A 14,442-nucleotide genomic window follows, 5' to 3' on the forward strand; every position below is an offset into this window, starting at 1 on the left:
TGCCGCCGGGATATGGGACTCCGGGCCGTCTGGAGGAGCCCCGTTGGGGTCGAACTCACACAGCTTCGCGGACGCGGGCCGGACCCGCCGCGGACCGCGAGGCCGACCCCCGGCACCAGCCGAACGGGGTCCGGCGGTCCGGCTGACGCCGCCTCCGGCTGACGCCGCCTCCGGCTGACGCCGCCTCCGTCGGCTCGGCCGGATCGCCAGGGTGGTCACGTCGGCGGCGTCGGGCTCGGCGTAGGCCCACCCGGCGTCGAACCGCTCGGACGTCGTTCGTGGCCGCTGGCGACAGCGGGTCCCGGCGCCGCCTGTATGCGGCGGACCGCTGCCTGTAGGGCCGCCATGGGTATCTATGGACGCAATTGGTGCCCTTCGCTATCGTTGCGCCACGTAAAGCTCGATATCTCGATATACCGTGAGAGTGGTATCGCCCGGACCTGCGAGAAGATCATGCCCGCGCCGGGGCCATGCCGGTGGTCACGCAGGGGAGTGATCGTGTTGGTGCCCACGCGCGCGGCCGAGGACATGGCATCCGTGGCCGTCCCGGCCGTCGGGAGACCGCTCGCGCCGGCCTTCGGCCGGGTGCTGGCCCAGCCTCCGGGCGGGCTGGCCGAGATGCACCGGTTGCGCGGCCGCGTCCCGTTCTGGGACTCGGTCGTCGACGAGATCGACGGCCGCCGCATCCGGGTGGGCGAGCACTGGCTGATCGACTTCGCGTCCTGCAACTACCTCGGGTTCGACCTTGAACCCGAGATCAGCGCGGTCGTCCCCGAGTACATCGCCCGCTGGGGAACTCATCCCAGCTGGTGTCGGCTGGTCGGTAACCCGCGGCTGTTCGCGGAGATCGAGGAGGAGCTCGCCGAGCTCCTCGGCGCCGAGGACACCCTGCTGCTGCCGACCATCAGCCACATTCACTTCTCGGTGCTGCCGGCCCTCGCCGGGGCCGGCGCCGTGTTTCTGGAGCGTCGCGCTCACCAGACGATCCACGAAGGCGCCCGGATGGCGTCGGCGCGGGGCGCACAGGTCATCCGGTTCCGTGAGGAGAACCTGCCCGACCTCGCCCTTAAGCTCGCGGCGAGTGACCGATACCCCCGCGTCATCTGCGTCGACGGGGTGAACAGCATGACGGGCAACGGCCCGCCGCTCGCGGAGCTCGCCGAACTCGCCCACCGGTACGACGCGGTGCTCTACATCGACGACGCGCACGGCTTTGGGGTGCTGGGGGAGCGGTCGGTCGACGAGCTCTCGCCCTACGGGTCGCGGGGCAACGGCATCGTGCGCCACCTCGGCCGGGACTACGACGGTCTGGTTCTCGTCGGCGGATTCTCCAAGGCCTACTCGTCGTTGTTGGCCTTTGTCGCCTGTCCGCCCGAGATCAGGCATTTCCTGCGGATCACCGCGGGGACGTACACGTATTCGGGCCCGCCTCCGGTGGCTTCGCTCGCGACCGCGCAGGCGGGCCTGCGATTCAACGCGGCCCACGGCGACGAACGGCGTGCCGAGCTGTACCGGCGGACGTCGCGGGTGCTCGACGGCATCCGCGCGCTCGGCCTGGACACGCTGAACACGACCGGTTTCCCGATCGTCGAGGTCCCGCTGGCCGACCCCGACCTGCTCGAGCCTCTTGGGCGCTTCCTGTTCGAGCGGGGCATCCTCGCCACATTGGTGCCGTACCCGATCGTGCCGCGTGGCGAGACGGGTTTCCGTCTCTCGGTGACGGCGGCCAACACGGACGAGGAGATCGAGGAGCTGCTGCGCGTCATCGACGCGGCGGCTGACCGGTTCCCGCTGCGCCGGGCGGCGGACGACCGGGACCCGGCGCAGGAAGCAGGCGGTTGACGGGGAGCTGGTCGGTGACGAGCCGGATGTCGTCGTCGCGGACCGCCCGCAGCGTCGCCAGATAGCGGTCTCGCGAGATCTCGACGGCGCCGAGCGTGCGCAGGTGGTCGCTGGCGATCTGGACGTCGAGCAGGCGGCCGCCGGCGGCGGCGAACCGGGCGTCGAGGTCCACCATCGCGATCTTGGAGGCGTCGGTCTCGTCATGGAACATTGACTCACCGACGAAGACCCCGCCGATCAGGATGCCGAACGCGCCGCCGACCAGCCGGTCGGCCGCCCACACCTCCAGGCTGTGCGCCCAGCCGAGCGCGTGGAGCTGGGCATAGCCGGCGCGCAGCTCGTCGGTGATCCAGATCTCGGGCGCCGCGCGCCGGCAGCGGGTGACCACCTCGTCGAAGGCCCGGTCCACCGTGGTCGTCCAGCCGCAGGAGCGGATCCGGCCGCGCAGTGACCGGGCGGCGCGCACCGTGCCGGCCGGGATCACCGCCCGCGGGTCGGGACACCACCACGGGAGGTCTCCGAGCCGTGGCCGGCGCACGAGACCCCGGCCCACAGCGCGCAGCGCGAGCGCGAGCTGGTGCGACTGCCAACCTGTCTGGGCATCCTCGCTCGGCCAGGGGAACACGCCGGCCCGGTAGGCCCCGATGAGCGCGTCCGGCGTGGCGCTGCCACCGAGGGCTACTGGCCCGTCGGCCTGGCCCTCGGTCAGCGGCAGCGTGTCCCACCAGCTCGGGCCGCATGGGGCCGGCCGGGCGGTGAGGCTCACGGCCCCGAGCCGGCCCGGGGTTCCTGCCGGATCGACGAGGGCGATCCGGCAGGCCCGGGGTCGTCAGCGGCCGGCTGGGCCGCAACGGTCCGCGCGGTCGTGGCCATCGTGGGCCTCGGCCTTGCGCCGGCCGGTCCGGCGCCGCCGCCCGCGATGGTCACGGGAGGCGCGGCGGGCATCGTGGCCGGGATGAGCCTTGGAGTGACGTGCTCAGCCGGGCCGGGCTCGCCGACGAAGAAGCCCTGGGCCAGGTCGCAGCCGAAGTCGCGCAGCAGCGCGAGCCCGCGCTCCGTCTCGACGCCCTCGGCGACCACGCGCAGCCCGAGGTCGTGCGCGAGGTCGACGGTCGACCGGACGATCTTGCGAGCCACGTCGTTGCACTCCAGCCGGCTGACGAAGAACCGGTCCAGCTTGAGCACGTCCACCGGGAAGTCCCCGGACAGGTAGGCCAGCGTCGAGTAGCCGGTCCCATAGTCGTCCACCGCGATGCCCACGCCCAGGTCGTGCAGCTCGGTGAGCACCTTGCTCGCGCGGGTGCGGTCAAGCATCAGCGTGGTCTCGGTGAGCTCGAGCTCGAGCGCGTCGGCGCCGAGCCCGTGCGCGGCGAGCAGACCGCGTACATGGTCGGGGAAGGCCTGGTCGAGCAGGTCGGTCGCGGAGATGTTCACCGCGGCCGTGACGTCGAGGCCCGCGGAGCGCCAGCTCGCCAGCTGGGCGCACGACTGGTCGAGCACGGCGGTGGTCAGCGGGCGCATCAGCCCAGCATGCTCGGCGAGCCGCACGAACGAGTCCGGGGCGAGCAGGCCCCGGTCCGGGTGGTTCCAGCGGGCCAGCGCCTCCACCGATCGGATCCGGCCGGTGGCGATCTCGACCTTCGGCTGGAAGTGCGCCTCGATCTGGTCGCCGCTGATGCCGTCCCGCAGGGCCTCGGTCAGGGTGAGCTCGACCATCGACGCGTCGCCGGCCCTCGGGTCGTAGTGCTCCACGCCGGTGTGCCGTTCCTTGGCGGCGTACATGGCGATGTCGGCGCGCGCCAGCAGCTCGTCGGCGTCGGCCGCCTGGTCGGGGTAGACCGCGGCGCCGATGCTCGCCGTCACCGGGATCGTGAGCGTGCCGACGTGGATGTAGTCGTCAAGTGCCGCGCGCACCCGGTCGGCGACCAGCTGGGCGCCGGCACCGTCGGTCCGTTCCAGCAGCACGGCGAACTCGTCGCCGCCGAGTCGCGCGACCACGTCCCCGGGGCGCAGCGCGGTGGCGATGCGCCCGCTGACCTCGACGAGCACCTCGTCGCCGACCTTGTGACCGAGCGAGTCGTTGACGAGCTTGAACCGGTCGAGGTCGAGGAGCAGCAGGGCGAGCGAGTGCCCCGCGCTGGTGGCACGCGTGATGGCGGCGCGCAGCCGCTCGTCCAGTCCGCGCCGGTTGGGCTGGTTGGTGAGGTCATCCGTCAGCGCCAGCGCCTTGGACTCGGCCAGCCGCTGCATCTCGACGAACGTCAGGCCCGCCCGCCCGAGTGCGGCGATCACCGTGCTGGCCGCGAGCAGCACGGCGGCCAGCGGCAGGCGCACGGTCGCTCCGGCCACGAGGATGCCGAGCGCAGTCAGGGCGAGCACCGTGGGGATGAGCATGATGCCCCAGCCGGCGGCCCTGGCCGGAGACACACGGGGCTGGCGCTGCCAGGCGGCGAACGCCAGCAGCAGCTGGGACAGTGCCCACAGGAAGTCCGGCTCTGGCGCATATTCGGTGGTGACGTTCAGTGATCGCGTGGTGAGACGCCGCTTGCGTCTACTTTGTCCTGGTTGAGGCTTTCCAGCGCAGCGCGGCGGCGCCTGCCGGACCTCGCGAACGTCTGTGAGGTGGCCGATTTCGACCGCTTTGACCTCCACGACCGGCGCTAACGCACCGTTACCACCGAATGTGCGCCAGAGCCGGAAGTCCGACGGGCCACCGGGGGAGAAGCCGCCCGCGGTCGCCGTCTGCGAGGCCAGCACGGTGTCCGCGGCGACGAAGCACAGCAGACCGCAGCCGAGCAGCCACCACACCCGCCCGGCGCGGCGGCCGAGCAGGCCGAACACGCTGATCACCAGCAGCGCGAGGAGCAGATCGGCGAGTGGGTAGACCAGCGCGATCAGCAGGTCGCCAAGCCCCAGCTCGGGCTCACGCCGCGTCATGACCACGCCGAGGCCGGTCGTGAGCGCCGCGACCCCGAGCAGGCCGATCAGCGCGTCGAGCAGCAGGCTCCTGGGCAGCCGCAACAGCCGGTGGCGCAGCAGCAGGATGACGGCCGCGTAGCAGGCCGGATAGAACGCCAGCCAGCCGGCGTCGATGACCGACGGCGCGATGGCCTGCTGCTTGCCCTCGATGAGGTGCCCGGCGACGGAGGAACAGAGCGTGGCGGCGCCGTACAGGATCAGCCCGCCGCCGAGGACCGCCCAGGGCGCTCGGTCACCGCGGATCATCACGGCGCGCAGGAGGCACAACAGGCCTACCGCGAGGCTGAACGTGTTGCGCAGTGGCCAGGTCACCGCGTCGAGCCAGGGGGTCTTGGTGAAGCCGGAGGCCGCGAGCATCACTGCCGCGACCAGCAGGAGGATCTGGCTGACGCGGATCATCCGGTACCGGCGCGACGGGGGCCCGATGGTGATCATCGTAGGCGCTCGCCATCGCCGGTGCCGGCGCCGCGTCGTCGTCCGGCCGGCGCCGTGATCCGCGCACCCGCCCATGGCCCGGGTACGGCGACCCGGGAACACCGCCCGTCGTTGAATCGCCGGACCTGGTGACGCACGGGTCTCGACATGCGGCAATTGTCGCTGATTCTGGTGGGAACCATGGGGTCGGTGTTTCCCCGGCGATATTGGCCTGTTCGCGCGTTGGGTCACGTTAGCGCGCTGAATGCTCTCTGGTCGGCTTCGGTCACCGGCCGGCTTCTCGTTGCTTGCCTCACGGTCATGTGTGGGTAGGTATCGCCGGCACGGACGGCCGGCGGACGCGGACGGCCCGCTGGCGGGACGGGCCCCTGCCCGTCGGGCCCGAGGGGCGAGGCGGGCGTGACCGGTGGCAGGCAGATGGCCCATGGCGGGCATAGGGTCGTCGGGTAGCCGCGCAGCTCGGCCGGCGCGTCTCTCAGTCGTGGGTGCGTGGGTGCGGGCCATCGGAGCTCTGGCCCGTGCCGGGAACACCGCCTGTTCGGCCGCGGGCCGCGGGCCGCGGGTGACCTCGCGGCGGCGTTCGTCAGCCTGCCGCCCCGTCAGGGTCGCCTCCGGTGCCCGCACCGGGCCACAGCCACGTGGATCGGGCGCCACGCGCCGCCGGCGCTCAGCGGTAGGCACCGCCGGGCCGGCCCGGACCAGGACCGGCCCGGAGTCATGCACCGGCCCCTGGCCACGCAGGTCGGGCGCTCGGTGCCCGTCAGACGGGCGCCCGCGCGCCCGCCCAACCGGAGAGGGCCAAGCCTGATGCGGATTGGACTTCAGATCCCCGACTTCACCTGGCCCGGCGGGCCGGAGCGGCTCGGAGCGGATCTCGCCGAGATCGCGAGGACCGCCGACGCGACCGGTTTCGACAAGCTGGCCGTGATGGACCACTTCTTCCAGATCGCCTTCGTCGGCCCGCCCGAGCACGAGATGCTGGAGGCCTACACGACGCTCGGCTACCTGGCCGCCATCACCGAGCGCGTCAAGCTGCTGACGCTGGTCACGGGCACGGTCTACCGGCAGCCCGGCGTCCTCGCGAAGACGATCAGCACGCTCGACGTGCTGTCCGGCGGGCGGGCGTGGCTGGGCATCGGCGCGGCCTGGAACGAGGAGGAGGCAGTCGGGCTCGGTATCCCGTTCCCGCCCGTCGCGGAGCGGTTCGAGCGGCTGGAGGAGACGCTCCAGATCTGCCTGGCGATGTGGTCGGATGACGAGAGCGCCTATACCGGCAAGCACTACCAGCTGGCTCGGCCACTCAACGCGCCGCCGAACCTGAGCCGCCCGTTCCCGCCGATCATGATCGGCGGCGGCGGCGAGAAGAAGACGCTGCGGCTGGTGGCCCGCTACGGCCAGGCCTGCAACCTCTTCCCCGGCCCGGACCTCGAGCGCAAGCTCGCGGTGCTGCGCGGGCACTGCGAGGCGGAGGGGCGCGACTACGACGAGATCATCAAGACGGCCTACTACGAGTTCGACCCGGGTGAGGGCGGCGAGAACGTCGGCGCGATCCTCGCCGACCTGGAGCGCTTGGCCGCACTAGGCATCCAGGAGGTCATCGGCCGGGTCACCGACGTGGTCAAGATCCGTCCGCTGGAAATCCTCGGCTCCGAGGTGATCGGCCAGGTGGCCGACCTGTAGCAACGGGACGGCTGGCGTCGTGGGGGCGTCGGGCGGCCGGCGTGTCCGGTGTGTCCGGCATGCTGGATTGGTGACCTCCGCGCCCGAACGGGCCCCTCGGCCAGCGTCTTCGAAGCCGGAGGGTCTGAGGCCGCCGCGTCCGCGGCAATCTCAGACCCTCCGGCCTCATCGCGCCTGGGTGGTGGCCGCGGTGGCGTTCGTCGCGCTCGTCGGGGCCGCCGGGTTCCGCGCGGTGCCCAGCGTGTTCATCCTGCCGCTGCAGGAGGAGTTCGGCTGGTCGCGGGCCACGGTCTCCTCGGCGGTGTCCGTGAACCTGGTCCTTTACGGGCTCACGGCGCCGTTCGCCGCGGCGCTGATGGAACGGTTCGGGATCCGGCGGGTGGTGGCCGTGGCGCTGCTGCTGGTCGCGACCGGCAGCGGGCTGACCGTGTTCATGACCGCCACCTGGCAGCTGATCGCCTGCTGGGGCGTGCTGGTGGGCCTCGGCACCGGATCGATGGCACTGGTGTTCGCCGCGACGGTCGCCGGCAGGTGGTTCGAGCAATATCGCGGCCTGGTGGTGGGTGTGCTCACGGCGGGCGGAGCGACCGGTCAGCTGGTCTTTCTCCCGGTGCTCGCGGTACTGGTCGACCGGTACGGGTGGCGCACCGCCGCGCTGACGGTGACGATCGCCGCGGCGGCCGTGATCCCACTCGTCGTCGCCGGGATCCGTGACTACCCGAGCGACGTCGGCCTGCGCCCCTATGGCGCCGCGCCTGAGCCCGAGCCTCCGGTCCCGGCCGTGCCCGAGCCCCCGGCCCTGGTCGTGCCCGAGCCGCCGGACAGCCCCGACGCGGCGGCGGGCATCGCGGTTCCCGGCCGGCGGGTGAAGCCCGTGAGGGAGGTCTCCTCGGGTGTCGGGGCCGCCGGCGTGGCGCTGACCGGGCTCGCCGACGCGGCCCGGAACCGGGCCTTCTGGGCGCTCGCCGGCGGGTTCTTCATCTGCGGTATGAGCACCAACGGGCTGATCGGCACGCACTTCGTGCCGGCCGCGCATGACCACGGGATGCCCGAGGTCACCGCCGCCGGGCTGCTGGCCGTCGTCGGGATCTTCGACATCGTGGGGACGGTGGCGTCCGGCTGGCTGACCGACCGGTTCGACAGCCGCCACCTGCTCGTCGCGTACTACGCGCTGCGCGGGCTCGGGCTCGCGGGGCTGCCGGTGCTGCTCTCATCCGAGCCGCATCCCAGCATGATCGCCTTCATCGTCGTGTACGGGCTGGACTGGGTGGCCACGGTGCCGCCGACGATCGCGCTATGCCGGTCCGAGTTCGGTCCCGAGCGTGCTTCGGTGGTCTTCGGCTGGGTGTTCGCCTCCCACCAGCTCGGCGCCGCGGTGGCGGCCCTGGCCGCGGGCTGGGTGCGCGGGGTGACCGGTACCTACACGGCTGCCTGGTATGGCGCGGCGTTCCTTTGCCTGGTGGCCGCGTTCCTGTCCGCGACGATCCGCGCCGGGTCGGCGGACGCCGCGCCGCGCGGGCGGCGGGCGCGCCGGAACGTGGTCGCGCGCGGCCCGGCGGACGACACCTTGCCCGCCCCCGCCGGCTGAGCCGTCCCCCCGCGGTCCCGCCGCCGGAGGGCAAGGCCGAGCCGGCCGGCCGCCTGACCCCGTCCGTATGGGCCGAGGCGGGACCGGAATGGAATGAGCGCTGACCGGGTCCACTGGGCCGGGGGATGGTGCTGCGTCCAGGGCTGGCGGGGAGGAGGCATGTCAACGGCTCCTTTCCCGAATGGCCGGTGGGAAATGCGGAACAAGGCGCTGCCGGCCACTACGGCCGGGGCAATGGCTCGGGTGCGCGGTTGCCCTTGGAACGCCCATTTATCCCGGGGGGTGACCGAGCTTCGCCCGCGAGCCACTGACCATCCACCGGACGAAGTCCCGAGCTACAAGCGATCCGAATTAACGTGACCTGGGGCAGAGCTGACGGGAGTGCTAACTTGTCGAGGCAGGACGGGCGGCGCGACGAGGGGCCGGCCGCGGCGGTGATACCAGGAGGGCGGACCGCGTGTAGGTGCGCGCGACGTCGCCGGACGGGAGTGCCCCATGCGGCTGTTGATCGTGGAGGACGATGACCGCGTCGCGGCGGCGCTGTCCAGCGTGCTCGGCCGGCACGGCTTCGACATCGTCCGGGCCCGCACCGCAGCGCGCGCCCTGGATCTCATGCACACCCGGCCCGATCTGGTGCTGCTGGACTTGGGCCTGCCCGACCGTGACGGCTTCGACGTCTGCGGCCGGATACGCAAGGTGTCCAACACTCCCGTGATCATGGTGACCGCGCGGGCCGAACTGTCCGCCCGCATCCACGGGCTCTACCTGGGCGCGGACGACTACATCGTCAAGCCCTACGACCTGCGGGAGCTGATCGCTCGGATCCACGCCGTGGTGCGCCGCTCCCGGCCCGACCCGCTCGCCCCCGCCGACGTCGACACGACCGGCCACGTGGGCGGGACGGCCACCCGGCCGGACGGCCAGGCGACCGGCGGCGCGGGCTCCACGGGAGCGGTCGTCGGCACCGGTGCGGCGGAGGTCGGCCGGGTGGTCGAGACCCGCGGCCTGCGCGTCCACCTCGACAGCCGAGAGGTGACGGGCAACGACGGGCGGACCGTCGCCCTGACCCGCAAGGAGTTCGACCTGCTCGCCGAGCTCGCCCGGGCCCCCGGTGTGGTGTTCCGGCGCGAGCAGCTGATCAGCGAGGTCTGGGGCTCGTCGGTGCAGTCAGCGTCGCGCACGCTTGAGGTGCACGTGGCCTCGCTGCGCGCCAAGCTGGGCGACCCGTGCGTCGTGCAGACAGTGCGGGGCGTCGGCTACCGGCTCGCGGCGGCGGGCGCTCCCGCGCCCCCGCCCGCCGAGGTCGCCCGCGCCGGCACGGGCGCCGCCGTGGCCGCGGTCGAGCAGGACACGGACGGGCCGGAGCTGGCCGCCGCGGCCGCCGTGAAACGTCGCCGGCGGGCCTGATCGTCTCGTGCGCGTCAGGCTGCTGGTGATCCTGCTGTCGCTGATGACCGCGGCGCTCGTCGCGCTCGGCATCCCGCTGGCGCGCAGCATCGCCGAGGGCCGCCAGCAGGCGATGTTCTTCGACCGGCTCGGCGACACCACCCGGTTCGCCGGCATGGCCGGGCAGAACCCAGGACCTGACGGCACCCGCGCACTGACCGGCGAGCTTGTCCGTTACGACCAGGTATATGGCGTCGAGGCCGTCGTCTACGGCCGTGACGTCACCGTCCGCGCGGCCTCCCGCGTCGTGCCCTCGGTTCCCGACCCCCGGGCGCGCGCACAGCTGAACGCGGCGCTACGCGGGCGGGCGGGGGAGAACCCGGCGCAGATCTGGCCCTGGCAGAACCGGCCCCTCGTGATCGCCGAGCCGGTGCTCGCGGGCGGCGACGTGGTCGGGGCGGCGCTCACCGTCTCCCCGACCGACCGGCTGCGCGGCCAGGTGTTGCGCCGCTGGCTGCTGCTCGGCCTCGGCGAGCTGGCGGCGCTGCTGCTGTGCCTCGCGGTCGCGCTGCGGCTGACCAGGTGGCTGCTCGCGCCGATCGACAGCCTCGACGCGGTCACCCACGCGATCGCCACCGGCCAGATGTCCACCCGGGTCTCGGAGCGGGTCGGGCCACCGGAGCTGCGCCGGCTCGCGAGTGCGTTCAACGAGATGGCCGACCATGTGCAGGAGGTCATCTTCCAGCAGCGGGCGTTCGTCGCGGACGCGTCCCACCAGCTGCGCAACCCGCTGTCGGCGCTGCTGCTGCGGATCGAGACCGTCGGGCTGGGCCTGCCCCCGGAGTGGCTCGACGAGCTGGAGGAGACCAGGGCCGAGGGACGCCGGCTGACCGAGGTGCTCGACGAACTGCTCGCGCTCGCCCAGGCCGAGCACGCGGCCACCCGCCCGGTGCTGTTCGATGTCGCCGCCGCCGCGCGCGAGCGGCTGTCGGCCTGGCGGCCGGTGGCGACGTCGAGGCAGATCGTCCTCGGCCAGACGGGGCTGTCCGAGGCCATGGGGTACGCCGACCGCACGGCGATCGGCAGCGCCCTCGACGCGGTGGTCGACAATGCGATCAAGTTCTCGCCGGCGGGCTCCACCGTCGAGGTGATGGTGCTCCGGGACGCCGACTCGGTGCGGGTCGTCGTGCGCGACCAGGGCCCCGGCGTCGCCCCTGAGGAGCTGGCCGCCGTCGGTCGGAGGTTCTGGCGCAGCCCGCGCAACGTCAACGTCGGTGGCTCCGGGCTGGGTCTGAGCATCGCCATCGCGCTGCTGGAAGCCTCCGGTGGCGGCCTGTCGGTCGCGCTGGTGGAGCCCACCGGCCTCGCGGTGACCCTGCGCGTCCCGCGGCGGCCGTCGGCCGCGCTGACGACGGCTCAGTCGCTCGTCAAGGTGCCCGCCACCTAAGCCGTGCGCACCGCCGGGCCAGTCGGTCCGCTCGGCGCGGGAACAAGCGGGACCAATCTGTGCGGACCGGTTAACCATCGCTCCATCCCCGGGACGGTTTTCGGCCATCGGGGAGATGGAGGCTCGCCGACGGCGTGCCGCCAGGCACGCTGTGGGGAGGATGGGGAAGCGGATGAACCGTCTACGTATCACCTCGGTGGCCGCCGGGGCGATGGCCATCGCGTTGGTCGGTGCCGGTGTCGCCCAGGCCGGTGGCAAGAATTACGGGCTCGCGGCCAAGAATGACAGCTACCGCACGAAGGCGGGCGCAACGCTTACGGTGCGTGGCAATGGCGATGGCCTGTTCAGGAACGACAGCGGTGACCCGCTGACGCTGGTCTCGAGCACCAAGCCAGCTCACGGGACGCTGAACCTCAACCCCGATGGGACCTTCAGCTACACGCCGAACGCCGGCTTCACCGGGACCGACACGTTCACCTACGCCGTGAGTGACGCGGTCACCCAGTACGACACCCACCTGCCGCCCATGGCCACGATCGGCGGCGTCAAGATTACGGGTGGGGCGTATGGCTCGTCGATCTACCCCGCGCCGGGCAAGAAGGACGAGTTCTACGGTGTGACCGACCGCGGCCCGAACGTCGACGGGCCGAACGGCGTGAAGGTCGAGCCGATGCCGGCGTTCACTCCGGCCATTGGCCTTTTCAAGCTGAAGAAGGACGGCCGGGCGGAGCTCGAGAAGTCGATCCCGCTGCGCGCGGCCAACGGAACCCCATACAGCGGCCGGGTCAGCACCGAGGCCACCACCGGCGAGACGATCCTCGACCTGAACGGCGACACGCTGGCCCCCGACCCGAACGGGTATGACCCCGAGGGCTTGGTCGCGCTGCCCGACGGCACATTCTGGATCTCGGACGAGTACGGCCCGTACATCACGCACTTCGACAGGAACGGACGCCAGATCGGCCGGCTGTCGCCGTTCGACGGCTCCCTGCCCGCCGAGCTGAGGTACCGGATGCCGAACCGCGGCATGGAGGGCCTGACCATCACGCCCGACGGAACGACCCTCGTCGGGATTGTGCAGTCCGCTTTGCAGCAGAAGGACACCACCGCGAAGCCGGCGAGCATCGCGCCGTTGCGGGTCGTCACCTACAACCTGAGGACGAAGGCAACGGCCGAGTACCTCTACCTGCTGGACGACCCGGCCATCAACGGTGGCGCCGTCAGCGAGATCACCGCGCTGTCCAACACGACGTTCCTGCTCGACGAGCGGGACGGCAAGTTCGAGCCGGGCGCGTTCAAGAAGTTCTACAAGATCGACCTGGCTGGCGCGACCAACGTCGGCCCGAATGCCGAGGTCCCGGGCGCGACCTACGCGGGTGACAAGGGCGGCCTGCTGGTCGGCGCCGACCAGAAGACCATCGAGGCATCCGTCGGCACCTCCGCCACCGCCGCCGCGCTGGCCACGCTGAAGGCGAACGGCATCACCCCGGTGACGAAGTCGCTCTACCTCGACTTCGCCGGCCTGGTCAGCAAGCTCGACCCGACCGGTGGCTTCTTCGGCCACGACAAGATCGAGGGCGTCGCGACAACCGACCGCGGCCGGACGCTGGTCATCAGCAACGACAGCGACTTCGGCATCTCCGGCCTCGCGAGCTCGACTGCCCCGTTCCAGCTCGCGCCGAAGATCCTTCCGAACGGCGAGCAGGACGACGGCGCGTTCCTGGTGGTCGACACGACCAGGCTGGGGCGCACCTACACCAGCACCGCCACCGTCACCGTCACCGTCAGCAAGAAGTAACCCGGCGGCCAGCGGGGTGGGCCCGGGCGCGCGTGTCGCGCCCGGGCCCACCCGTCTGCTGGGCCCTTCTGAGCTGGTCTTCTGAGCCTCGTGCTCCGAGCCCTTCGAGTTCCGAGCTCTTCGAGTTCTGAGCCCTTCGAGCGATGTCGCGGGGGTGCGCGACTGCCCGTGGGCCCTGCGGGCGTCGGCGGGCCGCCCCTACTGTGGGTAGCCACGTCCGGGTATCGTCGTTCGGCAATGCGGCGGTTACGACTGGGGCGCCTGACACGCGGGTGGCTCACGCGTCGGCGCGTGCTCACCGTTATGTCCGCCGTGACCGCCGTGCTCGCCGCCACCGCCGCCACCGTCTTCGCCGTCGCCAAGGACGGGCAGGACAACCAGTACCGGCACGGCACGATCATGATCCTCACCGGTGGGACCAAGGACATCTACTACACCTACGGGGTGGAGCTCGCCGCGGCCGTCAACCGCCGCCTCAACGGGGTGCAGGCGCAGGCGATGGCCACCACGGCGTCGGTCGAGAACGTGCGCCAGGTCGCCCGGTCGGCGAACGTCTTCGCGTTCACCGCCGCCGACGCCGCCTCCGCCGCCGTGGACGGGCGAGCGCCGTTCACCCAGCGGGTGCCGATCCGGGCGCTGGCACGGATCTACGACGACTACGTGCACCTGGTGGTACGCGCGGACGCCCCGATCAACTCCATTGAGGACCTTGCCGGCAAGCGGGTGTCGATCGGTTCGGACGGGTCGGGCACCGAGCTGATCACCGAACGGATGCTCGAGGTCGCCGGGATCAACCCGGCGTCGCTGAGCGTCAGCACGCTTGGCATCAACGAGTCGGTGGCCGCGCTGCGGGCCGGCGACATCGACGCGTTCTTCTGGTCGGGGGGGCTGCCGACCGCCGGCATCACCGAGCTGGCCCAGAAGACCCCGATCCGCCTGGTCCCACTCGGCCAGCTCGCCGCCGGCCTGCACGCCGAGTGGGACCCGGTCTATCGCTCCGGCGCCATCCTCGCCGACACCTACCGACTCGCCGGCGAGGCCGTCGACACGCCGACGGTCGCCGTGCCCGACCTGCTCGTCACCCGCGCCGACACCGACCCGGGACTGGTCGAGGAGGTGACCAGGATCCTGTTCGACGCGCGCGCCGAGATCGCTGACCGGGTGCCGGTCGCCTATGCGCTGGACCGGCGCAGCGCCATCGCCACGGCGCCCATCCCCCTGCACGACGGCGCCCTGCGCTACTACCGCGCCACCAAGACCTGAGCGTGTCCCGCGGCCGACGGCCCT

9 protein-coding genes are annotated in these 14,442 nt (G+C 72.1%); 7 read left to right on the forward strand and 2 right to left on the reverse strand.

The features are described from left to right. The first annotated feature begins 498 nt into the window (after window positions 1-498). Window positions 499-1,842, forward strand: a complete 1,344-nt coding sequence (locus BCD48_RS20535) for an aminotransferase class I/II-fold pyridoxal phosphate-dependent enzyme (protein ID WP_312624149.1) — start codon at window positions 499-501, stop codon at window positions 1,840-1,842. Here the strand turns inward: BCD48_RS20535 and aat are convergent. Continuing rightward, window positions 1,763-2,608, reverse strand: coding sequence for a leucyl/phenylalanyl-tRNA--protein transferase (gene aat / locus BCD48_RS20540; RefSeq protein WP_071050011.1), 846 nt, complete (start codon window positions 2,606-2,608; stop codon window positions 1,763-1,765). The genes BCD48_RS20535 and aat overlap by 80 nt on opposite strands. Further along, window positions 2,605-5,256, reverse strand: coding sequence for a putative bifunctional diguanylate cyclase/phosphodiesterase (locus BCD48_RS53895; RefSeq protein ID WP_241841880.1), 2,652 nt, complete (start codon window positions 5,254-5,256; stop codon window positions 2,605-2,607). The genes aat and BCD48_RS53895 overlap by 4 nt, the downstream gene beginning before the upstream one ends. 807 nt (window positions 5,257-6,063) lie before the next feature. On the opposite strand from BCD48_RS53895, the gene BCD48_RS20550 reads away from it, so the two are divergent. From BCD48_RS20550 to BCD48_RS20575, 6 genes are all read left to right on the forward strand, one after another. Continuing rightward, complete coding sequence (locus tag BCD48_RS20550; protein ID WP_071050012.1) at window positions 6,064-6,936, forward strand: LLM class F420-dependent oxidoreductase; 873 nt, start codon at window positions 6,064-6,066, stop codon at window positions 6,934-6,936. 190 nt (window positions 6,937-7,126) lie between these two features. Then, window positions 7,127-8,524: an MFS transporter gene (locus tag BCD48_RS20555; RefSeq protein ID WP_198543322.1), complete on the forward strand. Its 1,398-nt coding sequence runs from the start codon at window positions 7,127-7,129 to the stop codon at window positions 8,522-8,524. A 495-nt stretch (window positions 8,525-9,019) separates the two neighbouring features. Beyond that, window positions 9,020-9,931 (forward strand): response regulator transcription factor, encoded by a 912-nt coding sequence (locus BCD48_RS20560; RefSeq protein ID WP_071050014.1) that lies wholly within the window; start codon window positions 9,020-9,022, stop codon window positions 9,929-9,931. A gap of 7 nt (window positions 9,932-9,938) precedes the next feature. Continuing rightward, window positions 9,939-11,357 (forward strand): sensor histidine kinase, encoded by a 1,419-nt coding sequence (locus BCD48_RS20565; RefSeq protein ID WP_071050015.1) that lies wholly within the window; start codon window positions 9,939-9,941, stop codon window positions 11,355-11,357. Between the two features lie 172 nt (window positions 11,358-11,529). Further along, a complete protein-coding gene (locus tag BCD48_RS20570) occupies window positions 11,530-13,155 on the forward strand; it encodes an esterase-like activity of phytase family protein (protein ID WP_071050016.1) in 1,626 nt (541 codons plus the stop codon). A 303-nt stretch (window positions 13,156-13,458) separates the two neighbouring features. Next, window positions 13,459-14,418: a TAXI family TRAP transporter solute-binding subunit gene (locus BCD48_RS20575; RefSeq protein WP_241841881.1), complete on the forward strand. Its 960-nt coding sequence runs from the start codon at window positions 13,459-13,461 to the stop codon at window positions 14,416-14,418. Window positions 14,419-14,442 lie beyond the last annotated feature (24 nt).

This window comes from Pseudofrankia coriaricola, from assembly GCF_001854805.1.
Lineage (GTDB): Bacteria > Actinomycetota > Actinomycetes > Frankiales > Frankiaceae > Pseudofrankia.